Here is a 25,218-nt window from a genome sequence, read left to right on the forward strand (position 1 = left end):
CCCAAATAACGGTCTCTAAAAGAAGGGGCTGTCCCAAAAGTCATCGTCAGTTGACTAAAGGCCCCCCCTTTTCTCTAAATTGTAAAACAAAAAGAAACCTTTCCTTGGTAAAATGGAGGTACCACCCAACCACATACCAAAAGGAGAGGTTTCTTTTGTACATTCAATATACCATGGACCAACTTCATCTGCCAATGGACTTGGAGGACGACATTCCTCGCAATCACCTCGTTCGTGTAGTCAATGAGGCTGTCAATCGCTTAGATGACAAGATCTTCAGGGATGCTTACCCCGGTGGAGGAAGAGACAGCTACCATCCCAAAATGCTCACCAAAGTCATCATTTATGCCTATACACAGCGGATTTACTCTTCTCGCCAGATTGCCAAGGCGATCCGTGAAAATATCATGTTTATGTGGATTGCCGGCAGACAACGCCCAGACTTCCGGACCATTAATCGGTTTCGCTCCGAGCGGATGAAAGACATATTGGAGACCGTCTTCACTGGTGTGCTTCAATTTCTTGCTGCTGAGAAGTATGTAAAGCTTGAGCATTACTTTGTAGATGGCACAAAAATCGAAGCGAACGCGAATCGGTACACGTTTGTCTGGGGTAAGGCAGTCGTGAAGCAGAAAGCGAAGCTCCAGGAAAAAGTAAAAACATTGTTTGCCACCATTGAAGCGACTGAAAAACAAGAAGATCAGGAGCAGACCGGACAGGATCTTGCTGAGCTAGGCGAAGCATCCGAGTTGACCAGCGAGAAATTGGAATCGGCCGTTCAGCAATTGGAAGCCAACCTGCAAACTCGGCCGAAGGATAAGCCCCTTAAAAAAGCGGTACGCGCCCTTCGTAAGGACCTGTTGCCTCGTCTGCAGAAATACGAGACCCAGCAAGAGATTCTCGGAGATCGGAACAGCTTTAGCAAGACTGATCATGACGCCACATTCATGCGAATGAAAGAAGATCATATGCGTAATGGTCAGCTTAAGCCTGGCTACAATGTGCAGATCGGAACAGAGAACCAGTTCATTATCGGGTACAGCTTGCACCAACGTCCGACCGATACGCGATGCCTAAAACCTCACTTGGAGAAGGTCAAAGCAGCGCTCGGCAAGTTGCCGAAAACGGTTATTGCGGACGCTGGATACGGTGGTGAGGAAAACTACGCCTATTTGGAAAGCGAACAATTGGAAGCATTAGTGAAGTACAGCACCTACCATAAGGAAAAATCGAAGAAATGGAAGCAAGACATCAGTAAGCTGGATAATTGGCAGTACAACGAGATCGAAGACACGTGGACGTGCGCCGCAGGACGAAAACTATTATTCCGTTATGAAAACAAGGAGAAATCGGAAAGTGGGTATGAGCTAAGGAAGCGGCACTATCGGAGCGAGAGTTGCGAGGGTTGTCCGTTTAAGGAATTGTGCACGAAAGCGAAAGGAAATCGCGAAATCAGTGTAAGTATGAAGTATTTAAGTTACAAGCAGCGAGCACGCGAGAAGCTCAGAAGTGAGGACGGGTACGCCCTCTCGGTTCGAAGGATGATTGAGCCGGAAAGTGTATTCGGGCAAATAAAGAATAACCGCGGATTCAGACGTTTTCTGCTTCGAGGCCTGCCAAAAGTGAGCCTAGAGGTCGGGTGGCTTTCGCTCGCCCACAATTTGCTCAAGAAGGCGGCAATAGACCAAAAAGCAGAAATGGTGGTGCAGGGATAGCCTCCCTAGCACCACCATTTTTCCATTTTAGACGTTTCTTTCATCAAGTGAGCTATTACATAAGCGAACGATCTTACTTTTGAGACAGCCGCTTATTTATGCTCCCGGTTATCCAACTTTGCATCTGTTCGCTGATTATAAAATAATAGGATTAGGAGCAATCCGTTTAATATAAGGTACCGCAGCAACAAAAGTGTTATTATGTATAATAACGACTTTTGGGGGTGATGAATTGTTCTCGTGGTTGCGAGCAGGCGTTATTTTTGTTGTCGTGTTGGTGCTGACCCGGTTCATCCCGTTCTCATCCTTCTTCCGGAACGTGAATACGCTGGTTCATGAGCTTGCGCATGCCGCGGCGGCGCTCGTGCTTCAAGGCAGCGTCATGCATATCCATCTCTTCGCGGACCAAAGCGGAGTGACCTATACGAGATTTCAAGAAGGCTGGATGATGATTCCGATCGCACTGGCAGGATATATCGGGGCTTCTTTGTTTACCGTTCTGCTCTTCTCCATGTACGCGAAAGGGCGGGTCAAAGCAGGTCTTATTATCGTGGCCGTGCTGGCCACCGCGGCGCTTGCCTTGTTCGTGCGAAACGGATACGGCGTGGCATGGAGCGCCGGTTTTGCCGCTGTAACGCTTTTGATTGCTTTGGCTGGGCAGGCATGGCTCATGAAAGGTTATTATTTGCTCATCGCATTTCTGTGCCTCGTTGAATCCGTTGTTTCCTCACTTGTCATATTGTATTTGGCCGTCGTCGACCCGGCTGCCGCAGGCGATGCGGCCAGCTTAAGCGGAACAACCGCCGTTCCGGCCATAGTTTGGGGCCTGCTATTCGTAGCGTTTGCGTTATGGTGCGCCAAGCTGTCGCTTGGCAGCCTGTTTGCAAGAAAACGGACGGATTCGGGGCAAGTACAAGAGTATAGCAGAAACATATAGGCATAATAAAGGACATAAGAGGGCATCACGGGTCATCGCCAATGACAGCCGGGGCCTTTTTTTTTGTATGTCGCTAAGAGAAGCGTTTGGTCACGTGGACACTAAGCAGCTTGGCAACATGGAAGCCGAGTTCGTGGTATAATACTGCATTATCGCTCCGACATCGTGTCGGCAGCTTCATTAGGAGGAGCGAAAATGCGGAATGTCGTTTATTTGTTAGTGAGACGGTTGATGAACCGGCGCTTTTTCACGAAAATATTCATATCCATATCCGTCGTATCGTTTATCGGCGTATTCAGCCTGGTGTTCATCTACCAGCAGTATTACGAACGAATCATTACAGAGAACGAGCTCGACCGCGTTCAGCGCTCCATCAACCAGGCGGGCTTCAATCTGGACAACCAGTTGCAGCGCGTCGTACAGAACGTGCAATATTTGTATTATTACTCCGACAACGGCTCCGAACTGATCGGCGATTCCGGCGGAGATCGGCCGGTCAGCAAGCTGGAGGCGTTCCGAGGGCAATATTCCAGCGAAGTCGAATCCGTGTTTCTGCTGATCAAGGATAACGACAACGGCGGCCGCGAGACGCTGATTCACGATCAGGGCCTCGACAGGGTCCCCGGCATTGATTATAAAAGCCACTCCTGGTATCGAAGCTTTCTCGCGAAGGAAGCCGATATATGGTCAAAGCCAACCCGCGACCATCTCTTTTACCAGGACAGGTCTTATACGTCGATCTATTTGACGATAGGCAAATACGATGCGGAAGGGCAGGACGCGTTGCTGGCCGTCCGTCTGAACGGTCGTATTTTCAGCGACGCCTTCCGCCTGCTCGCAGCTTCGGATCTGCTGATCGAGTTGAAGGATGCCCGAGGATATATCGTTTATTCTTCGTTTCCGGACGGCAGCGGTTCGAACGAGGCGCATTATTTGAGAACGGAATCCCGTCTGAGCTACAGCGGCTTTCAAGTACAGGCTTATATCAACAAAGGGGCGATTACCGATAAAGTACGGCAGATCCAGATTGTCAATCCGTATGTCATCATCGCCATTCTGCTGATTACGCTAATGATTTCGTTTTTGTTATCCCTGATGCTGGTCCAGCCGATCAAGAAGCTGCTCCAATTGATGAAAAAGGTGGAAATCGGCGATCTTGATGTCAGATTCTCAAGCAAATATACGGATGAGATCGGTCTGCTAGGCCGGAATTTCAATAAAATGCTCGCCAACCTGTCGGAGATGATCGACCGGGTCTACGTGGTCGAGATGGAGAAAATCAATGCCGAGATGAAGCAAAAGGACGCCATGCTGCTTGCGATGCAAAATCAGATAAATCCGCATTTTCTGTATAATACGCTGGAAGTGATCAACTGCCAGGCTATTCTGCACGACGCGCCGCCCGTCAGCCGGATGAGCAAGGCGATGGCCGACTTCTATCGGTACACGATCGACAACCCCAGGGTGGAAGTAGAGCTCGGGACCGAGATCGAGCATGTAAGCACGTATCTGGAAATCCAACAAGAGCGTTACCCACATATCGAGATCGATATGGATGGGTTGGAGCCGTTCGACCGGTACCCGATCGTGAAGCTCACGCTCCAGCCCATCGTGGAGAACGCCTTCCATTACGCGTTCGTGGGGGAGCGGGATTATTATTTGAAACTGTACGCGGAAGAGGTCGACGAAAATACTTATGCCGTATGCGTCGAGGATAACGGACACGGCATGGAGGAGTCCGCCATAACATTATGGAACGAGAGGTTCCGTGACGGCGAATCCGATGTCCCCGAAGAAGAACGGAATGACGGGCCCAAGAGAGGCATCGGCCTGCTGAATGTGCACGGGAGGATCAGGCTGCGTTACGGGGAAGGTTACGGATTGGAGCTGCATGAATCGATAACCGGGGGAGTGACCGTCCGGGTCGTATTGCCGAAGGAGGGAAAACGCGGATGAAAGTGTTGGTCGTTGACGATGAAATCGTGATCCGTCGGGGAATCGTCAAGTTGCTGGAGCAGCCGGGCGGCCACATAACGGGCATCGAAGAGGCGAAGAACGGCGAGGAGGCGCTGAACCGGATCAAGACGGGGCGATTCGATCTGCTCATCACGGACATCCAGATGCCCGTCATGAACGGCCTTCAACTGATCGCCAAGGCCCGGGAGATCTATCCCGAGCTTGCCATTATCGTGCTTAGCGGATATGCCGAATTTCAATACGTGCAGCAAGCGTTGCGGCATCAAGTGTCCGATTACCTGCTGAAGCCGATTACGGGGGACAAGCTGCAAGAAGTCATTTCGAGAGTACTGCTTAACGATCCGGCCAAATGGACATCCAGAATGGATGAAGAGAGCATTCGGCTCATGAAAGAGACGGTAGCTTCCCTCGTGAAGAGCGTGCTCGCCGAACGAACGGAGGAGTCGGACGCTGCCATCGACAGATGGGGAGCGCATTTGAACGGGCGCGGGCATACGCTGCTGGAAATGAAACGGATAATGGGCCACTTCGGTCTCCTCTTTCGTTCGGAGCTGATGCTTGCTCATAAGCGCCCGCCAGGCTCGGAATCCATTCCGGTTTCCCCGGCGGCCTCTTCGCCCGAAGAATTGCTGCAAAGCTGGAAGCTGATCTTGAGAGAGGAGATCAGGCTTGTGGCGGGCAGCCGCGCGCCACGCAATAAACGAATCGTCGACGAGGCGATTGCGGAAATCAGCATGAATTACGGAGATGCCTCCTTAAATTTGTCGGGGCTGGCGGAGAACAGAGGATTAAGTCCGGCATATTTGAGCAAAATATTCCGGGAAGTCATGAAGAAACCCATAACGCAATACATTAGCGAATTCCGGCTGGAGAAAGCTAAAGAAATACTGCTGCGGGAGGACGCTCCCAAAATCAATCATATCGCGGAGCAATGCGGCTTTAACGATTACCCCTATTTCTCGAAAATCTTCAAAAAATATTATGGCGTTGCACCGCTCGAGTATAAAGAAAAAAATAATTCAACTATGTGACGAACCTTTACATGAAGGTTTGTTTTTTTGTATCAATTCGTAAATTAGTTTTCAGAAGACAAGAGTCGGCGTTACAATACATTGTTGAAAACGGTTTATCGCGTTATTATTTGAACTGTCACATCCGATATTTCATAAAAAGGCTGATATCGGTGTGAGGTATTATAACTCGAATATCGAACAGGGGAGTGTGCAGACATGTCGAACAAATGGACGAAGCTTACAACGGTAATGCTGCTTGCCGCCGTTATTTCCGCTTGCGGATCGGGCAACGGCAACGGCAATTCGGCGGGGACGGGCAATGCCGGAGGAAACAGCGGAGGAGCGCCGGCGGGGGAGACGGATACGATCGAAGCGTGGGGAGAGACGATCAAGAGCCAGTATGGAGGAGACACATTGAATCTGGCTTTCGCAAGCCATCCGTCCACGGAATCGTTCCAGAAGCTGACGGCGGATTTCGAGAAGCTGACGGGCATCAAGGTGAAGTGGGAGGTGATGGAGGAAACGTATCTGAAGAACAAGCAACTGCTCGACTACACGGGCAAAACAGGTTCGTACGACGTGCTGATGGTCGATGGCTTCTGGATGAGCGAATACGGCGCGAAAAAGGTCGTCGAACCGCTTGACGAGTATATCGGAAACGAGTCGCTTACGCCGGCCTGGTTCGATTACGAGGATATTATTCCCGCCTATCGCAACGGCATCAGCAAATACGAGGAGAAGACGTACGGCATTCCGACCGCCGGCGAAACCCGGTTCATTGCTTATCGCAAGGACTTGTTCGACAAGTACGGCAAGCAGGCGCCGACAACGATGGATGAATTCCTGGAGCTGGCGCAATTTTTTAACGGCAAGGAAGACGGTTTGTACGGCGTCTCCATGAGGGCGCAACGTGGCGTCCATGCGGCATCAGGCCTGATGACGATCATGTACAACTTCGGCGGAGGATTTATCAATCAGCAGACGGGCGAAGTAACGATGAACGATCCGAAGACGGTCGAAGCGCTGCAATTCTACGTGGATCTGCTTAAGAACGCTCCGAAAGACGTCGTGTCCTATACGCATGAAGAAGCCTTGTCCGCGTTCATGACGGGCAAAAGCGCCATGTGGCTGGACGCGACGGCGCTGGCGAAGCGCATCCTGGATCCTGCAAGCTCGCAGGTGTACGACAAGGTCGCGTTCGCTCCGACGCCGGAAGGGCCGGACGGCAAGGCCAGCGCGCTTGCCGGCTGGAATATGTCCATCTCCTCGCTGTCCAAGAACAAGGAAGCGGCTTGGGCGTTCATCGTCTACATGAACAGCAAAGTCAATGCCAAAGCTTACGTCGAGGGCGGAGGCGTGCCGGTACGGACATCCATCTACGAAGACCAGGAGCTTGTGGCTGCCGATCCTTCCTACCCGGTGCAGCTGGCAGCGCTGAACGACGCCAACGTGCTGGTGGAGAAGGGCATCTCCTGGATTCCGCCGCATGAGAAGATGGGTCAAATTCTGGACCGGGTCGGCTACTACGTGAGTGCCGCCATGTTCGGGGAAGTGACCGCCGAAGAAGCGGCCCGGAAGGCGCAAGAAGAATTAGAGGATATTGCCGGTTAACGCGGGAATCGGCGGCCGGGGGCGTCAAAGCGCCTCCGGCCAATATACGCAAGGAAGGTGAAAGCGATGATTCGCTCTTATTTCAAGAAAAGACCTCATCTCGTATACATCATGCCCGCCATCGTTATTCTTGGAGCATTGACGATTATTCCGACCATCTTCTTGTACGGGCTGAGTCTAACAAATTATGAGCTCGGTTATCCGACATTCGACTTTGTATGGCTTGAAAACTATATGCGGTTATTCACGGGCAAGGACGCCGAATTCTGGTATTCGGTATCCATCAGCCTGGGCTTCATGCTTGTAACCACGGCCATCGAGCTGCTGCTCGGCTTCTGGCTGGCGGTATTGCTGGACCGCGAATTCAAGCTCAAGTTTCTTGTATTCGCCTGCATGATCGTGCCGGTGGCGATGACGCCGAGCATTACCGGTCAAATCTGGAAGCTTATGATGAACGCGGAATACGGCGTACTGAACTACTTCCTCCAATTTTTCGGCGGCAAAGTGATCTGGTTGTCGGGAGAGAACGCCTTCTGGTCTACCGTTCTCGTTGATGTATGGCAGAATACGCCGTTCGTGGCGCTCATTATATATGCGGGCATGCGCTCGCTGCCTTCCGATCCGTACGAAGCGGCGGCTATCGACGGAGCCGGCAAGCTGCAAGTGTTCCGCAATATAACGATGCCGCTGCTCTGGCCGATGATTCTGCTGGCGGTTATTTTCCGGGCGATCGATTCGCTCAAGACGTTCGATATTCCGTATTCTCTAACGCAGGGCGGCCCTGGCAGCACGACGGAATTTCTTAGTCTTCACGTTTACCGGCTCGGCTTCGCCGGGACGGGATGGATCGGCCGTTCGGCGGCGGTTTCCGTCGTGCTGCTCGTGCTCACGACCGTCATCAGCATGGTGCTGATCAGGCTTTACCGGAAAGGAGTTGAGAGCAAAGGATGAATCCGCTGGGCAACAAAAAAGTCGGCGCAACGACGGCGATCCTGTTATTGCTGGTATGCGTGTTCTGCGTGTTCCCGTTCCTCTGGATGCTTATCATTAGCTTGAAGACGGGGACGCAAACGTACGATCCGGCCATATGGTTCTTCACTCCGACGATGGACAATTTCAGGGCCGTGTTCGAGGACAGGCATGCAATGGATTATTTAAAGAACAGCGCGATCGTCGTTCTGCTTACGACGTTGATATCGATTTTCCTGGGAGGTTTGGCAGCTTACGGCTTCGCCAGATTCGAATTCAAGAAGAAGGAGAACCGGGCGTTCTGGGTACTGAGCTTGCGGATGCTTCCGCCTATGGCCTCCGTCATTCCGATTTTCGTCATGGCGAGCATGCTAGGCCTGCTGGATACGCATCTGGTGCTCGTCATTTGCTACATGCTGTTTAACATTCCATTCACGATATGGATGATGCGCAGCTTCTTCGAGGAAATTCCGGTCGCGCTGGAGGAAGCGGCGTTCGTGGATGGAGCTTCCCGTTTCCAGGTATTCATCAAGATCATTTTGCCGCTTGCGACCCCGGGGCTTATCGCGACCGCGATCTTCTGCATTATCAATTCCTGGAACGAGTTCGTGTTCGCCCTGTTCCTGACCAGCGCGGACGCATCGACGCTTCCGACGACCGTGACGCTTTTCTTGTCCGTAAGCGGAGTTGCATGGGGCGAGATGTCGGCGATCGGCATCGTCACTATTTTCCCCGTGCTGCTGTTCGCCATGGTCGTGCAGAAGTATATGATTCGCGGCCTAACCTTCGGCGGCGTGAAATAATTCAACTCATGAATCGAACCAACGAATGAAAGGCGATGAAGGTAATGACAACAATTAAAATGGGAATCGTCGGCGCGGGAACATGGGGCCAGACGCACGCTTATATTTATAACGATCATCCGCATGCCGAGGTGGCTGCGGTATGCGACATGAACGCGGAGCGGGCCGCCGCGCTCGCCGAGAAGTTCGGCGTTCCTGCTTCCCGCGTATACACGGATCATAACGAGATGCTGCGAACCGGGGGAATCGATGCGGTGGCGATCGTTACTCCCGATTTTGCCCATACGAGAGTGGCGGTGGACGCGGCTAACGCGGGGAAACACATGATTATCGAGAAGCCGCTGACGACCTCGCGAGAGGAAGCGCTTGAAATTATCGAAGCGGTGAAACGCAACAACGTGCGCATGATGGTGGATCTGCACAGCAGATGGAGCCCGCTGTTCGCCATTCCGAAGCAGGCGATCGTGGATGGGGAGATCGGCGATCCGTACAGCGCCTACTACCGGCTGAACGACATCAAGTGGGTAGCGACGGATCTGCTGCCGTGGGCGGCCAAGTCGTCGATCCTCTGGTTCCTCGGCTATCATAGCGTGGACGTATTGCGCTGGTTGTTCGACGACGAAGTGGAGCGGGTGTACGCCGTATCGCGGGAAGGGATTCTGAAAGGGGAAGGCGTGGATACGGCCGATATCTACCAGACCATTCTGGAATTCCGCAAAGGCGGCATCGCCACGATGGAGAACGGCTGGATAACGCCGAACACCAATCCCAACGTCAATGACATGAAGCTGAATATTACGGGTACAAAAGGGATGTTCAACATTGATCCGACGCATAGCCAAATGATGGAGAGATTCACGGAGACGAAGGCGGACCGCCCCGATTTGCTGGTGCGCCACTTTATCCACGGCAAGCCGAAGGGCTTCGCTTACGAAAGCATTCGCCACTTCGTCGACCAGCTTGCGTCGGGCGAGCCGTTCCATGTGACCGTGGACGATGCCTTCAATACGACGATGGTTATACTCGCCATTATGGAATCCGCCAAAACGAGAACGCCGGTCAAAGTGGTCTATTAATTAATCCACTTACTCTGAAATGCGCCTTCCTGCTCAATAAAAATTGTCGGATCTTATCGATCGGTACGTCGAAAAGATAGGTGCTGCAGTCGATTGACTGTCCGCCCGGCGGAATGATAGACTCACTCCGAATTGGCGCCGTTCATAGGTTTCCTGCGCATCCTGTCATCGACAGCGCTAATAAAACGATTTCCAATCAAGGAGGAATTGTTGATGGCGGGGTTCACCGAACAAGGTTTGAAGCTCGAATCTTCCGTTGCGGGCACGATGGCGGCGCTTTTGCCCGCTGCCGGGCCGGTCGGCGCGGGTATTGCGACGGCGATCGGCGGTGTGGCGTTTATTATGGAAGTGCTGAGCTGGATGGAAAACGACACGACGATCCCGGACGCTCTGCGGGACATAGAGAAGCAGATCGATGGCATCATCTTCGTGCTGAACTTGCTGGACGAAAGAATGGACGAACTCGTTAATGAAGTTGCCAAAGAGGCGAATCGCGGGACGAACCGCGACCTGCTGGATTATCTGGACGAGATTCGGCAAGTCCATCTGGCCATGCAAGCCCCGTCGCCGGACATCGAGACGGCGGTGCGAAGTGCAAACGCGTCAGGCATTACGTTGGACAAGTTCCTCCGCAACGACTATGACATATGGAGATGGACGGATGTCGTCGCGAAGGAGGTCTTCGATCCGCAAACGGGTAATACGCATGGGGTTACTTCGCTGGCATCAAATGTCTTTAAACATTTGCCGACGTTGCCCGTATATTTGATGGCCGTTCTTACCTGGCTGGCCGCACGGGAGAAGGTCGTCCAAATGAACGCGAGGCATCGGCTGGATGATGACGCCGGCCGGATCGCCAGACATCTTGCGGCAGTGTCGGTCCGTCCCGGTTTCGATAAATACGGGGACGGGGCAGCGAGCTCGCCTCATTCGATCCCGGAGAACATCAAGTGGCAAATACGCGCGTTTCCCGTTGCCAGCGACACGCATCCGGTGAACCGGGTTTGCCGATTTATGTTCGAGCTCCGGAATTGGATGAACGGCGAAGTCAAGCGCGGGGATCACTTCGATCTGACGATGGAGAGCGATCACGTGTTGTGTACGGTGAATCCGGACAAACTCGGCTCGCCTTCGCTTGAGATTGATGCAGAGACCGAATGCGGCATCGAGGTGCTGCAAGTTTTGGCGGAAACGCTAGAGCGCGTCTCGAATGCAGGTACCGTTAGGAAACCGTTTGTAGGGCGATTTTCGACGGAGGAAACTTACGCCCCCGCCTGCTTGTACGTCATTGCCCAAAATGCGGAACTCCGTTGGTATCGCAACGAAGAGGCGGCGAAGCCCGGCGGATCGAAGGAATGGACAGGTCCCATTACGATTGGCAACGGCTGGGGAGAATTCAAGACGGTGTTCTCCGGAGGCGGTGCAGCTTTGTATGGCATTCTCCCGGACGGCAAGTTGATGTGGTACGGCCACGACGGCTATTTCGAAGGAACCGGGAGCTGGCGCGGAGTCCCAATTCAAGTGGGGCATGGCTGGAACGGCTTCAAATCCGTATTCCCGGGAGGAGAATACATCGTCTATGGCATTCAACCAAACGGAGACTTGATATGGTACCGGCATGACGGAGCAGCTTATGGAGGGGACGAGGCCACCTGGGCTCCCGGCGTCAAGGTTGGCACGGGCTGGGGCGGATACGCCAACGTCTTCTCTGGCGGGTATGGCGTTATTTACGCCATCCGCGAGGATGGCGTACTGGAGCGCCATGTTCATGCCGGGTACTTGAAAGGAACGAGCGAATGGGAGCCTCGCGCCGAAATCGGCACCGGCTGGAACGGATTCCAGGCCGTTGCTGCTGCGGCGGACGGAGTTCTTTACGCGTTCACGCGAGACGGCAGAGTGCTGTGGTACCGATATGGCGAGCGAAAGAAACCGGCTGCCGAAGGCATTCGGGATTGGATGAAAGTAAAGGAGTTCAAGTTTAAGGGGGCTGTCCGAAGCCATCCCGTCATTAAAGGCACGATTAGTCAGACGGACTTGAAACCAAAAAGATTTCCGGGTCTGGCGCAGCTGCCGGATTCGGCGATTCCTGTGGAGTACTGGAAGAAACGTGAGTTAATCGAGCTTAAGAAGCATCCGGCTCTCGCCGATTTCGTGGCAATGACATGGGAAGGACCGGTTGAAGTGATGCGGGGCATGTCCGGCTTCCGAAACGTATTCCCTCTCATGAATCCGCCGTTTCGAGGACCCAATTAACCGATCACGTTAGAAGAAGCCAAGGCACCCTTTGCGGGTTGTCTTGGCTTGTTTGCGATTGAGCCGGCTAATTCCGTTAATCGTTGTTGCAGCATCGTTCGTTATCGTTTAGATGGCCGGAGCGCTGTATTTTGGTTTCCAAATAGTTGCAGTTGTAATCGGAGACGTCTCCCCATAGCTGTACCCGGTCCTCGACGTCCAATCCGGCCTGGCGAAGCGCCTCCAGCTTTTTTGGGTTGTTCGTGATCAGCGTGACGGGTTTCGTCCGAAGCGACTTCAACACCTTGATCGCGTCGCCGTAATCGCGCGAGTCGTCCGCGAAACCAAGCTGGAGATTGGCGTCCACGGTATCGTAGCCATTTTCCTGCAGGATATAGGCGAGCGCCTTGCTGAACAATCCGATGCCCCTGCCTTCGTGGTTGGCCAAGTAGAAAATAGCCCCGCTGCCGTGCTCGACAACGTGCTTCATGGACTGCTTGAGCTGATAACCGCAGTCGCATCGTTTGCTGCCGAATATATCGCCGGTGTGGCAGATGGAGTGGAAACGGATCAAAGCGGAGGCATCGTCGGCGAAATCGCCGTGAACCAGCACGCTGGATTGTTGAAGCTCCGCCAGATTGGACGCGGACAGCTTGGCGACGATCGCCTCGAAGTTTTCCGTTGCCTCCTTGCAGTTCAGCCAGCAATACCACTTAAACTCCGCGGTTTCGCCGTCCAGGTTCACCGGCAGTTTGATGGGACCGACGAGGTAGATGGCGCCGTCTCCTTCGAGCGAAGGAATAAGTTTGATTTTCTCTTGCAGGAGCGAAATGACTTTTGGATCAAATGATTGCACGACTGGCATAGCAAGCTCTCCTTTAATTGTTTCAGCGTATCTTTCAAGTATAAGTCTTTTCTCTAGCTTGCGCATGTTCGGCGGCTGATTATGCGAAATCCGGATCATTCGAGGCGGAGTTGTGGTACTCTACAGAGAGCGTTGCTTGAATCGGTATTAAAGAGGGGAAGACGCAATGTCCGGAGTAATCACGAAAGCCATTCAAATTCTGGATGTGCTGCTGCCGCAAGGCACGGAGAAGGAAATGAGCGTGACGGAAATCAGCAAAACGCTCGACATGCCGGTCCAGAGCGTACATCGGCTGCTTGCTTCGCTTGCGGAGCACGGTTTCGTCTCCCAGAATGCGAAGACGAAGAGGTACAAGCTGGGATTGTCGATAATGAGATACGGCTTCCTGATGTGGGACAGCCTGATGTTGCGGACGATTGCAAGACCGTTCATGGAGGAGCTCTCCAAACGGACGAAGGAGACCGTTTATTTATCGGTGAGAGAAAACGCGGAGGGCGTGTATATCGACTCCGTGGATTCTCCTCAAGTATTGAAAATATCCGAACCGATCGGTCTTCGTTTGCCTATGTTCATCGGCGCCTCCAATCGGGTCATCCTCGCCTACCTGAATCCGTCGCTGCAACAAATATTATTGGACGGTTTCGACTGGGACAACGTCCCCGCCTTGAAGCCGATGACCCGCGAGTCCATCGAAGAGGAGCTTGAGGTCATCAGAGAGCGAGGTTACGCGGTAACGGAGGGCGAAGCGACGGAAGGAACAACGGGCATCGGCGCTCCGATCTTCTCTTACGAGAACATGGTCATCGGTTCCCTGAACGTAGCGGGGCCTACGATCAGGTTCGGGGAGGAGCAGTTGGACAAACAAGCCAGTCTGGTGATAAAGTACGCCGCGCGAATATCCGAGGAGCTTGGTTACCGTGGACGACGGAGGTCCCGCTAAGTTCCTTCGAGGTACGGTTACTCGTACTAGTTATCCGTGTGCATGTGCTGCTGGCAGGGATCGTATGAGTATTTGCACATTATCCCACTATTCGGGAAAGGTGCGTTGTGCGTGTTGGAATATGAGATATGATGGAACTAATTATGGCTGGGAGGTCAGACTTATGAACATCATCGCATTCCAACACTTTTCCTTCGACGATCCGGCGGCGATCGCGGCTTGGGCTCAAAATGGCGGTCATAGGCTCGACGTCGTCGATCCGTCATTGGGGGTACAACGCGAACGACTGGCGGATATGGATCTGCTTATTATTCTGGGAGGACCCATGAGCGTGTACCAGGAATGGGAGTATCCATGGCTAAGGGAAGAGAAGGCTTTCGTCAAGTCGGCGATCGACGGCGGCAAGAAGGTGTTGGGCATTTGCCTGGGCGCGCAGATGATCGCGGAGGTGCTTGGCGGCACGGTATCCCGCAATAAGGAAAAGGAGATCGGCTGGCACGAAATAAAGCGTACGACGGAACGACACCCGTGGCTGTCCTCGCTTCCTGAGACGTTTATGTCGTTTTCCTGGCACGGAGACACCTTCTCCTTGCCACGAGACGCGCGTAGTCTTGCCTACTCGGAGGCATGCGTCAACCAAGCGTTCGCATACGGCGAACATGTGCTGGGGCTTCAGTTCCATCTGGAGACGACAACAGACTGCATCGGGCAGATGCTGGAGCGCTGGGCGGACGAGTTGGTGGATCGGCCCTACATTCAGAGCGCTGATACCATCCGCAAAGGGTTGCCGTGCGGCGATCAGGCGCGGGAGCTCTTGCTAGGCATATTGGATAACATTCAGGTTGAATCTGCGAGCGTAAGACATATACCCTATTTTTCGGGTTTGTACGAGGGCAGCTCGTTATAGGCCCGCTTGTACAATCGGGTAAAATAGACGGGCTCCATGCCGACATACGCGGCGATCTGTCGGATGCTCAGATCGGGATATTCGTTTAGCATCTGGCGCGCTGTGTGCAAGCGCAGCTTGTGCAAATATTGCAGGGGCGTCGTGTCCAGCGCGGAGCGGAACAGTCGAGTCAGCTGCTTCTGCGAATAACCGACATGCTCCGCGAGCGATGCGATCGTAATCGGACGGTTCAGGTGATCCCGCAGAAACTGGACCGCCGTGTCGACTGCGGATTCCCGATAGCTGTCGGGCAGCGCGACGGGCGAAGCGGAAGGGAGTTGCTCCTGATTGCTTTTAAGGATGTGGAGCATAAGAGCGTACAACGCTTCGGAGGTATGCCATGGATCGGGGGCACCGCCGGAATGGGCCCAGATGTCGCGGATTCGCCCCGTTATTGCGGGAATATCGGTCACTGCGAACAGACGGGGAATATCCCGAAAACCCCATCCTTTTAACGTATTGCCGAAGTTCTCCAGGAAGGTTACATATGCGACATGCCACGCTCCGCTATCCTGCGGCATATATTCGTGCGCGCATCCGGCGGGGATGTACAGTAGATTGCCGCTTTTAAGAATGTCCCATTTGTCCTTTTCGGATCCCAACCTCCGGAATCGACCGGATCCGGATATCGTGAGAAATAACTGATGTGCAGAGAACCCCTTCATCCTCGTAATCGACCTCTGATTCTCCATTCCGGCCGTATAGACGGTGAGCGGCAGCAGCTCGCTTAATGTCTGATTGAGGTTGCTTCTAAGAGTCAGTAGCTCCATGGCAATGGCTCCTTGTCCATTTTGTACGGGTATTTGTCCGTTTTGGCTGTTCCAACGTATCATAACGCACATCTATAATGGAAGCAAACCATTAGGAGGTATGCGGGCATGATCGATATCGAACGTTATTGGGAACGGCTGGACATTCTTGGGGTGAACAGGGAGCGAGCGCGGGCGTCGTTTATCCCTTATGGCAGCGCGGCAGCTGCGAAATCCGGCAAACGCGGAGGTTCTCCTTATTTTCAGACGTTGAACGGCGCTTGGAAATTCCGATACTATCGCAGCGTAAGCGATGTGGCGGAGGTCTTTTACGAGGACGCTTCCAGTGTGCATGAAACCTGGGACGAGCTCATCGTGCCATCCTGCTGGCAAAATAACGGTTACGACCAGTTGCATTATACGAACGTCAATTATCCCATCCCGTACGATCCGCCGTTTGTTCCGGATGACAATCCGGCCGGCGCATACGTAAGGGAGTTTAACGTAGCGGCAGCATGGATCGCGAATGGCAAACGTACGCATGTCGTCTTCGAAGGAGTTAACGCCTGTTTTTATCTTTGGGTCAACGGAACGTTCGTCGGTTATAGTCAAGGCAGCCGGATTCCGTCCGAATTCGATCTTTCCCCTTATGTAATGGCGGGAACCAACCGTATGGCCGTGCTCGTGCTGAAGTGGTGCGATGGCACTTACCTGGAGGATCAGGATTTGTGGCGTTATTCCGGCATCTACCGCGATGTCTATTTAGTCTCCAGAGAAGCGGCGCATGTCCGCGACGCATTTATAAAGCCGGAACTGTCGGGCGATTTTACAGAAGGAACCGTGCGTGCCGAGCTTGAGACATCGGGCGAGCTGCCGATACGAACGGAACTTTACGCGCCAAATGGCGATCTGGTTGCCGATGGAAGCGCCATAATTGCGGGCAGCGGCGTCATTGAGCTGGGTTTGTCCAAGCCGGAGCTTTGGAATGCGGAGCAACCGCGGTTATACGATCTTTACGTGCATGCAGGCTCTGAAGTGTTGCTATTCCGTATCGGATTCCGCATGGTCGAAGTAAAAGACGGCGTGTTCCGTGTAAACGGGAAAGCGATCAAGCTCAAGGGGGTTAATCGTCACGATTCCCATCCGTCGCTTGGGCAGACTATCCCGCTGAACCATATGATCAAAGATTTGAATCTGATGAAGCAGCACAACGTCAATACGATCCGCACGTCGCATTACCCCAACGATCCGCGTTTCCTGGATCTGTGCGACGAATACGGCTTCTACGTTGTCGACGAAGCGGATCTGGAATGCCACGGCGTCGTAAACACGGGAACGAGGGAAGAAGGCTCCTTCCACAAGCTCGCGGTACATCCCGACTGGAAGGAAGCGTTTGTCGAACGGGCGGTTCGGATGGTGGAGCGGGACAAAAACCACGCCTCGATCCTCATCTGGTCGCTTGGCAACGAATCCGGCTACGGAGGCAATCATATCGCGATGGCGGAGTGGGTGCAGCAGCGCGACGAATCCAGGCTGGTTCATTATGAGGGAGCGGCCGCGCTTTATAAGGGGGACGAGAATACCGAGGCGCTGGACCTGGAGAGCCGCATGTATGCGTCGGTGGCTGAGATTGAGGCCTACGCTTTGGACGAGTCAAAGACGAAGCCGTTGTTCCTCTGCGAATACAGCCATGCGATGGGCAACGGTCCCGGCGATCTGCGGGATTACTGGAACGTCATCTACGCTCAGCCAAAGCTAATGGGCGGCTGTGTATGGGAATGGTGCGATCACGGCATTGCGGTCAAGACGCCGGAGGGCGTGGATTATTTCGCCTACGGCGGCGATTTCGGCGAGAAGCCGAACGACGGCAACTTCTGCATCGATGGCTTGGTGTCGCCGGACCGCAAGCCGCATGTCGGCTTGCTGGAGCTAAAGCAGATCATTGCGCCGATCGTAATGGAAGCGGAGGATGTGGGCGAGGGAATCGTACGAATTACGAATCGCTACGACTTTATCGATCTGTCGCATCTGTCCTTGCGCTGGAAGCTGGAGTACGGCGGCGAGTTGATCGATCAGGGCTCGGTTGGGGCACTGGAAGCGGCGGCCGGAGAGACGCAAACCTTGCGGCTCGGCTATCGCCAGCCTATTGCCGAAGGAGACGGCTGCGTACTGACGTTATCGGTTTGGCAGCATGGCGAGACGGCTTGGGCGGCACCGGGGCATGAGGTGGCATTCGCGCAGTTCGAGACGGCTGCGGCAGAGATTGCAGATCGTGGCGGCGAGACCGAAGCGGGGGGAGAGGAGTCGGCTGGCGCAGCGGCTTCCTACCGCTCGGAATTTATGAAAGCCGTAGAAAGCGGCGGCGTTCTGGCGGTAAGCGGGTTCGATTTTGAATACAAATTCGACCTTGGCAAAGGTGCGATCGCATCCATTACGCGTCACGGTGTCCGGATGATCGACGAGCCCGTTCGCTTTAATGTGTGGCGGGCTCCTACCGACAACGACATGTATATCCGCAAGGAGTGGGAGCGCGAAGGTCTGGATCGTGCCGTCATGAAGGTATACGACAGCTCATGGGAAATATTATCCGACTCGTCCGTGCAAGTAAAGGTCGCATTCTCGCTCGGAAGCTATATCCGCAGTCCGTTCTTAAAGGGGGAAGCGGTTTGGACGTTCTTGCCGAGCGGAGAAGCGAAGGTAAACTTTACGGCCGACGTGCGTGAGGATCTGCCGTATTTGCCGAGGATTGGCCTGGAGCTCGTTATGCCGAAGGGGACGGAAGAGGTCGAATATTATGGCTACGGCCCGCATGAGAGCTACGTCGACAAACGCGCAAGCGTACGCAAGGGGCGCTATCTGCTGACGGTGGACGAAATGGCGCAGAAGTACGTCATGCCGCAGGAAAACGGCTCGCGTTACGGAACGGAATGGGCGATGGTGACCAGCGAGCTCGGCATGGGACTGCGCTTCGACGCGCCGGAGCCGTTCTCGTTCCAGGCGCTTCATGTTACGTCGGCCGATCTGGCAGCCGCGAAGCATACGCCGGAGCTGGCCCGTCGTGATCAGACGATCGTTAACATCGATTACAGGATGAGCGGCGTAGGCTCGGGCTCATGCGGCCCTCAGTTGCTCGACCAGTATCGACTGGATGAGAAGCGGATCGCTTTCGAGTTGTCGCTGAGTCCGGTATTCAAGGAAGAATAGGCCGCCATTCGGGGCGGAAAAGGATGAATAGGCATAGGCCGCTCTTCGGGGCGGAAACAGGAACGACCTGCAGATGCTGTGGGTCGTTTTTTTCTTTTGCGGGAGCTTGTAGCTGTAACCCGAAAAATCGGGTTATTGAGCTACGCAGACCTCCTACGCTCGCAATAACCCGAGAAAATCGGGCTATAGAGCAACGCAAACCTACTATGCTCGCAATAGCCCGAGAAAATCGGGTTATAGAGCAACGCAAACCTACTATGCTCACAATAGCCCGAGAAAATCGGGTTATTGAGCAACGCAGACCTACTATGCTCGCAATAACCCGAGAAAATCGGGTTATTGAGCAACGCAGACCCACTTTGCTCGCAATAACCCGAGAAAATCGGGTTATTGAGCAACGCAGACCTACTATGCTCGCAATAACCCGAGAAAATCGGCCTATAGAGCAACGCAGACCTACTATGCTCGCAATAGCCCGAGAAAATCGGGTTATAGAGCAACGCAGACCTACTATGCTTGCAATAGCCCGAGAAAATCGGGTTACAGAGCAACGCAGACCTACTATGCTCACGATAGCCGGAGAAAATCGGGTTATTGAGCAACGCAGACCCACTTTGCTCGCAATAACCCGAGAAAATCGGGCTATAGAGCAACGCAGACCTCCTACGCTCGCAATAGCCCGAGAAAATCGGCCTATAGAGCAACGCAGACCTACTATGCTCGCGATAGCCCGAGAAAATCGGGCTATAGAGCAACGCAGACCTACTATGCTCGCAATAGCCCCCATAAAGTCGGGTTACAGAGCCGCTCGACTACGACTTTGTGAGCTGCAGCCCGACGCAGTGCAACTTTGCACGGCATACTACCGCCACACAGCCCGCTTCCCGAAACACAACGCTCGAATCAACTGTCACCCCGCAGTATGTGCATTTCTACGATACCCGCCTCACCTAACCAGCAAGCCCATAGAATCGGCTACACTGAAAGCGCTGTATCCATGCTATAGTACAGAGAGAGCGGGAGGTGCGGCAGGTGGGCAGATCCGTCATTAATCCACTAACGAAATTAAATATGAAGCAGCAGCTTATTTTGTTGTTCCTGCTTATGGTGAGTCCCGTCTTCCTGTTGCATTGGTACGGCAATCTCAAAGCGGAGGATTTGCTCAAAAATCAGGTGACGAACGCCTACGCCGAGCTGATCAAGCAGAATCACGCGCTGATTAACCGCGATATCGATACGATCGACAAGGTGACGGCGACGATCATCCAGCATCCTTCTACGCAGAAACTGGTGCCCAATGGAGCAGAAGCGGTCATCGAACGCGTGCGCAAATACGATGCCGTCGACAAGCTGCTGGCGAGCCTGTCCATCCCGGTCAACGGCGGCGAAGCCGTCTACTATTCGTTGTACGTGTACGATCCGGGCGACTATTACTTCTTCGCTCCGAAGCGGCAGGTGTTGCAGACGGGCGTCTACTTCTTTAACGACAGCACGAAGCCGGAGTGGTTCGACGAGGCGGTAAGCCATAAGGGCAGCGGCTACATGGAACTCATCAACGGAAACAAAAATTTGTCTCGCGTCCAGACGCTGGCCTTCATTCGAGCGGTCAATAACACGGGAAACGGAGATCGGATCATCGGCGTGCTTGTCGCGACAAACATGGAGAAGAAGGTGCGGGAAGCGCTTCATTCCGTGTCCCTTCCGCAAGGACATCTTATGATGTTTACCGATTGGACCGGCCGGATTCTGACCGCAACGCAGCCTGAATTGGCAGGTACGATTGCCGAGCTGCCACCTGAAGCGAGCGTGGATATCGATCTTGCGTCCTCAGGCACGATCGAAGCAATGACCAAGGATTCCATCTATATCGTCAACTATAGCCGGGTAATGAACCAACGGCTCATCTATCAAATTCCGGTCGGTTCGCTGCTCAAGCAGCAGAATGAGCTTAAGCGCGTCATTCAGTTCATTACCATTGCATACATGCTGCTGGGCAGCGTATTCCTGCTCTACTTCTGGCGTTCGCTTATGACGCCGCTGCAGAAGCTCGCGCAGTTCGTGCGCAAGTACGAGCCGGGACGGCTCGTGCCGGAGACGCCAAGCAGGCGCAGGCATGACGAAGTCGGCGTCCTGATGGCCGCCATGTACGATATGGCCAGACGGCTAAATGCTCTTATTCATTATAAGTATCATATGGATCTCAAGCAGAAGGAGTCGCAGCTGCAGCTGCTCTATCAGCAGATCAATCCGCATCTCCTCTACAATACGCTGGAAAGCATCTATTGGAAGATCACGCTGGAAGGGAATACGGAGTCGGCGGAGATGATCAAGGAGCTGTCGAAGCTGATGAAGATCGGCCTCAGCCGCGGCCGCGAGCTAATTCGGCTCGAGGAGGAGCTGGAGCATGCCGGTGCCTACGTCAACCTGCAGCAGAAGCGGTATTCTTACGAGTTCAAGGTGATATGGAGGGTGCAGGATGCGGCGAAGGGGATTCGTATTCCGAAAATAACGCTGCAGCCGCTGATCGAAAACGCCATAATCCATGGCGTCAAGCTGATGGGCGATGACGGGGAAATCATGATCACGGCCGCCGTCGAAGGGGAGCGCGTAACGATCAAGGTAGAGGATAACGGCTACAAGCAAGCCGACATCGGGAACATGGAGCGGCTGTTGTACGAGGAAGAAGCCGACCACACGCTGGGGTACGGCATCCGCAACATTCATCAGCGCATTCAGCTGCATTTTGGCAATTCATACGGATTGAGCTACCGAAGACGTGAGGAAGGCGGGACGGCTGCCATTCTTGTCTTGCCCGCCACCTACGAGGACCCGTTGCCCGGCACGGAATCATAAATAGAGTGAAAGGATGATTGCGGATGTACAATATTCTCATCGTGGACGACGAACCTCTTATCTGCGAAGGATTAACCCAGCTGCTCTCGACTTCGGGCATTGCGATCAAAGGGCTTTTTAACGCGCACAGCGGATACGAAGCGCTGGACTATATTCGCATGGAGGATATCGATCTGCTCGTTACGGATATCCAGATGGGGTCGATGAGCGGCATCGAGCTGATGCAGCAAGCCAAGATCATTAAACCATGGGTACAGGTCATCATCATTTCGGCGCATGAAACCTTTCAGTACGCGCAGCTTGCCATCAGGTTCGGCGCCAAAGACTATCTCATTAAGCCGCTGAACAGCGAGCAGTTTCTAAGCTCCGTGCGGCATGTGCTGCTGCATATGGACAAAACGGCAAGAGATTCGGAGCAGATGCTGTCCGATCTTAACGACGGTTTTCGCATGCGGGAGCCTCTGCCCGTCCGGATGGAGCTGCTCAAGTCGCTGTTGGAGCCTCATACGGGCAATCGGGAAGCCATCATTGACGAGCTTGCAAAAGGACACGGCATCGATCTGTCCGGGCCCTATTACGCCGTCATTAAGGCAAAGCTCGACTTGGAATCCGGCGGACGGACGTTGACGAAGAAGGATGACGAGCTGCTGCAATACGCGGTGCTCAATATAGCCGGGGAGCTGCTGGGCAAGGAGTGGGACTATCAGTCGTTCTACGATTCCGGCGGCATCGTCTGCATCATCATTCAGTGGACGGAAGCAAAGTACGGCGATTCCAGCGTCGACAAGGTCAATCAGTTGGAGATGATCGGGCGGAGCCTTCATTTTAACGTCGACAAGTTTCTCGGGTTCGGCTGCGTTGTCGGGATTAGCCAGATTTTGAAGGGGGCGGACTTTCTCGGCGTTACGAACGAACAGGGAGACAAGGCGATGCGCTGGAGCCGCCAGTTCAAGGATCATTACGTCTTCTATTATGGAGACTTCAAGTGGGGCGTCTATTCGGAGGAGGAGCCGACGGAGGAAGAGATCAACGCCCAGAACAACCTGATCGTGGAGCGGGCGAGCAAGTATATTCATGCGAATTACGCGCAGAAGGGACTTACTCTGAACGAGGTTGCGCTCAAGAACCATGTCAGCCCGAATTATCTCAGCTATCTGTTTAAAAAAAATACAGGCTGCAACCTGTGGGAATACGTCATCAAGCTGCGGATGGAGGAGAGCAAGCGGCTTATTCAGACTACGGATTTAAGGCGCTATGAAATTTCCGAGCTAGTCGGCTATGAATCTCCGGAGCATTTCAGCAAAATTTTCAAAAAGTACTTCGGGGTGAGTCCCAGCGAGATGAAGAAGTAAAATCGCCTATCATAAGCATAGATACGCACATGTGCAGGGGGACCGGGTTTCTCTAAAATGGGGGTAGATTACCTATAGGAATGAGGGACCACTGCACATGGAGCAAACAACGGCAGTTCCAATGAACGGGCAGCACCAGCCTAAGACGAGGCAGGGGACGCAGCGTACGGGCAAGTATAAACGGTATTTATGGGGATATCTGTTCCTTCTCCCGGCCGTTATCACCTTTACGCTGTTCCTGTGGCTGCCAATCTTCAAGGGCGTATTAAACAGCTTCTACATCGTCGATTTCGTCAAAGGCAATTCCTTTGCGGGCTTCGGCAACTACAAGACGATCTTCGCCGACCGGGATGTCATGACAGCCGTAAAAAATACGCTCTATTATATGGGGCTCGCGCTTGCCATCGGTTTCTGGGTGCCGATCTTTATCGCGATCGCGATCTCCGAGATGCGAAGATTCCAGGGTTTCGCGCGCGTAGCGGCTTACTTGCCGTATGTCGTGCCGTTCGTCGTCCTGTACGGCGTATGGCGATGGCTGTACGATCCCGTCGGACCGATCAACGCCGTACTTAAGGCAGTCGGGATCGGGGGAATCAGCTTTATGGTCGACCGCAGCTGGTCGATGATCTCTATCGTCATTATGGAGACCTGGCAAAGCTTCGGCTCCGCGATGTTGATCTATCTGGCGGCCATTCTCAGCGTCCCCCGAGACTGGTACGAAGCGGCCGAGATCGACGGGGCCGGCATCTGGAGCCGGATTCGCCATATTACGCTACCCGCGATCAAGGGCCAGATCCTTCTGCTGCTCATGCTGCAACTGATCGCGACCTCGCAAGGGTTCCAGACGCAGTTCGCGATGCTGGACGGCGGTCCCAACAATGCGACACTGACTTACGCGCTTCTGATCGTCAAATATGCCTTCGTCAGGCTGGATTACGGCGTCGCCTCCGCTCTCGGGGTGCTCATGTTCCTCGGACTCAGCATTCTGGCCATCCTTCAATACCGCATCAACAACAGAGGGGGCGTCGGCCAATGAAATCTTTTGATCGGGGCATATTGTCCTCCTACGACCTCAAGAAGGGGAAGGTCAAAGTCGCTTACGCGGGCATGAATCTCCTAATCATCGCGATGATGTGCTGCATGGTCTACCCCATCCTGATTTCCTTGTTCAACGGTCTTAAACTGAACACCGAAGTGAATTCGTTCCCGCCGACCTTCCTGCCGAAGGAATGGCATTTCGAGAACTACTCGAAGGCGTGGAACTACATCGATCTCCCGTTCTATTTTAAAAATACGATGCTTCTTTTCGCCGGCAACATGGTCGTAACGATACTGGTTCTTGGACTTGCCTCTTATGCGCTATCGAAGATGAACATGCCCTTCAAGTCGGGCATTCAATATTACTTCCTGATGACGCTGTTCATTCCGGCGACGACCTATATGATTCCGAACTTCATTAACCTGAAGGATCTGGGGCTGATGGGCTCGTTTGCCGCGGTATGGCTGCCGGCAGGCGCCAACGCGTTTTTCCTTCTTCTGCTCAAGACGTTCATGGATGGCATTCATATGGAAATATTCGAGTCGGCGCGCATCGACGGCGCTTCGGAACTGAGATGCTTTTTTCAGATCGCCTTCCCGCTGTCGATTCCCATCTTTGCCACATTGTCGATTTTCGTCTTCGCGACGGCATGGAACGACTGGTTCTGGCCAAGCTTTATCCTGAGCCAGGAGAACAAGCCGTTGTCCGCGGCCATTCGGGACTTCGTCCTGAACGCGCGCCGACTGGACTTGAATATCAGGTTCGCTATATTGTCGATCGTAATGGTTCCTCCAGTTATTATCTTCTTATTTTTCCAGAAATTTATATTAAGAGGATTATATCTCGGAGGAGTTAAAGGGTAAATTTCATCAAAATTACATGATGTGGTGGAATTGTCAATGCGTAAATCTGCACATGATCGCAATAGGAATACACA

At 53.4% G+C, this 25,218-nt stretch carries 18 protein-coding genes; 16 read left to right on the forward strand and 2 right to left on the reverse strand.

Annotated features, from left to right (window positions below; translation table 11 throughout):
• Window positions 1–155: 155 nt before the first annotated feature.
• The 9 genes from H7F31_RS12825 to H7F31_RS12865 all read left to right on the forward strand — a co-directional run bounded on the left by H7F31_RS12825 (window position 156) and on the right by H7F31_RS12865 (window position 12,354).
• Window positions 156–1,715 carry an IS1182 family transposase gene (locus tag H7F31_RS12825; protein WP_187104493.1) on the forward strand — a complete coding sequence of 520 codons (1,560 nt, stop codon included), beginning with the start codon at window positions 156–158 and terminating at the stop codon, window positions 1,713–1,715.
• A gap of 232 nt (window positions 1,716–1,947) precedes the next feature.
• Window positions 1,948–2,652, forward strand: coding sequence for a M50 family metallopeptidase (locus tag H7F31_RS12830; protein WP_187104494.1), 705 nt, complete (start codon window positions 1,948–1,950; stop codon window positions 2,650–2,652).
• A 195-nt stretch (window positions 2,653–2,847) separates the two neighbouring features.
• A complete protein-coding gene (locus H7F31_RS12835; RefSeq protein ID WP_187104495.1) occupies window positions 2,848–4,608 on the forward strand; it encodes a sensor histidine kinase in 1,761 nt (586 codons plus the stop codon).
• Window positions 4,605–5,660: a response regulator transcription factor gene (locus H7F31_RS12840; protein WP_187104496.1), complete on the forward strand. Its 1,056-nt coding sequence runs from the start codon at window positions 4,605–4,607 to the stop codon at window positions 5,658–5,660. The genes H7F31_RS12835 and H7F31_RS12840 overlap by 4 nt, the downstream gene beginning before the upstream one ends.
• A gap of 198 nt (window positions 5,661–5,858) precedes the next feature.
• Window positions 5,859–7,253, forward strand: a complete 1,395-nt coding sequence (locus tag H7F31_RS12845; RefSeq protein ID WP_187104497.1) for an extracellular solute-binding protein — start codon at window positions 5,859–5,861, stop codon at window positions 7,251–7,253.
• Window positions 7,254–7,319: 66 nt separating this feature from the next.
• The gene (locus H7F31_RS12850) at window positions 7,320–8,204 is read left to right on the forward strand and encodes a carbohydrate ABC transporter permease (protein ID WP_087570123.1); all 885 of its coding nucleotides are present in this window, start codon (window positions 7,320–7,322) and stop codon (window positions 8,202–8,204) included.
• Window positions 8,201–9,025: a carbohydrate ABC transporter permease gene (locus H7F31_RS12855; protein ID WP_187104498.1), complete on the forward strand. Its 825-nt coding sequence runs from the start codon at window positions 8,201–8,203 to the stop codon at window positions 9,023–9,025. Before H7F31_RS12850 ends, H7F31_RS12855 begins: the two co-directional genes overlap by 4 nt.
• Before the next feature lie 44 nt (window positions 9,026–9,069).
• Window positions 9,070–10,101: a Gfo/Idh/MocA family protein gene (locus tag H7F31_RS12860; protein WP_187104499.1), complete on the forward strand. Its 1,032-nt coding sequence runs from the start codon at window positions 9,070–9,072 to the stop codon at window positions 10,099–10,101.
• Between the two features lie 213 nt (window positions 10,102–10,314).
• Window positions 10,315–12,354: a tachylectin-related carbohydrate-binding protein gene (locus H7F31_RS12865; RefSeq protein WP_187104500.1), complete on the forward strand. Its 2,040-nt coding sequence runs from the start codon at window positions 10,315–10,317 to the stop codon at window positions 12,352–12,354.
• Between the two features lie 76 nt (window positions 12,355–12,430).
• Here the strand turns inward: H7F31_RS12865 and H7F31_RS12870 are convergent, their stop codons facing one another.
• Window positions 12,431–13,198, reverse strand: a complete 768-nt coding sequence (locus tag H7F31_RS12870; protein ID WP_187104501.1) for a GTP cyclohydrolase II — start codon at window positions 13,196–13,198, stop codon at window positions 12,431–12,433.
• A gap of 166 nt (window positions 13,199–13,364) precedes the next feature.
• On the opposite strand from H7F31_RS12870, the gene H7F31_RS12875 reads away from it, so the two are divergent.
• Together H7F31_RS12875 and H7F31_RS12880 are read left to right on the forward strand one after the other, a co-directional pair.
• On the forward strand, window positions 13,365–14,138 hold the full coding sequence (locus H7F31_RS12875; RefSeq protein WP_187104502.1) for an IclR family transcriptional regulator: 774 nt from the start codon (window positions 13,365–13,367) through the stop codon (window positions 14,136–14,138).
• A 163-nt stretch (window positions 14,139–14,301) separates the two neighbouring features.
• Window positions 14,302–15,045, forward strand: a complete 744-nt coding sequence (locus tag H7F31_RS12880) for a type 1 glutamine amidotransferase (RefSeq protein ID WP_187104503.1) — start codon at window positions 14,302–14,304, stop codon at window positions 15,043–15,045.
• On the opposite strand, the gene H7F31_RS12885 is transcribed toward H7F31_RS12880, so the two are convergent.
• On the reverse strand, window positions 15,009–15,854 hold the full coding sequence (locus H7F31_RS12885) for an AraC family transcriptional regulator (protein ID WP_187104504.1): 846 nt from the start codon (window positions 15,852–15,854) through the stop codon (window positions 15,009–15,011). The two genes, H7F31_RS12880 and H7F31_RS12885, sit on opposite strands and share 37 nt — an antisense overlap.
• 108 nt (window positions 15,855–15,962) lie before the next feature.
• On the opposite strand from H7F31_RS12885, the gene H7F31_RS12890 reads away from it, so the two are divergent.
• The 5 genes from H7F31_RS12890 (at window position 15,963) to H7F31_RS12910 (ending at window position 25,144) form a co-directional block, all read left to right on the forward strand.
• Window positions 15,963–19,037, forward strand: a complete 3,075-nt coding sequence (locus H7F31_RS12890; RefSeq protein WP_187104505.1) for a glycoside hydrolase family 2 TIM barrel-domain containing protein — start codon at window positions 15,963–15,965, stop codon at window positions 19,035–19,037.
• Window positions 19,038–20,108: 1,071 nt separating this feature from the next.
• Window positions 20,109–21,890, forward strand: a complete 1,782-nt coding sequence (locus tag H7F31_RS12895) for a cache domain-containing sensor histidine kinase (protein ID WP_187105334.1) — start codon at window positions 20,109–20,111, stop codon at window positions 21,888–21,890.
• A gap of 23 nt (window positions 21,891–21,913) precedes the next feature.
• Window positions 21,914–23,242, forward strand: coding sequence for a response regulator transcription factor (locus H7F31_RS12900; protein ID WP_187104506.1), 1,329 nt, complete (start codon window positions 21,914–21,916; stop codon window positions 23,240–23,242).
• A gap of 97 nt (window positions 23,243–23,339) precedes the next feature.
• Window positions 23,340–24,278 (forward strand): carbohydrate ABC transporter permease, encoded by a 939-nt coding sequence (locus H7F31_RS12905; RefSeq protein ID WP_187104507.1) that lies wholly within the window; start codon window positions 23,340–23,342, stop codon window positions 24,276–24,278.
• A complete protein-coding gene (locus tag H7F31_RS12910) occupies window positions 24,275–25,144 on the forward strand; it encodes a carbohydrate ABC transporter permease (RefSeq protein WP_187104508.1) in 870 nt (289 codons plus the stop codon). Before H7F31_RS12905 ends, H7F31_RS12910 begins: the two co-directional genes overlap by 4 nt.
• The last annotated feature ends 74 nt before the right edge of the window (window positions 25,145–25,218 follow it).

The sequence above is a fragment of the Paenibacillus sp. PAMC21692 genome (genome assembly GCF_014303795.1).
Classification (GTDB): Bacteria; Bacillota; Bacilli; order Paenibacillales; family Paenibacillaceae; genus Pristimantibacillus; species Pristimantibacillus agaridevorans.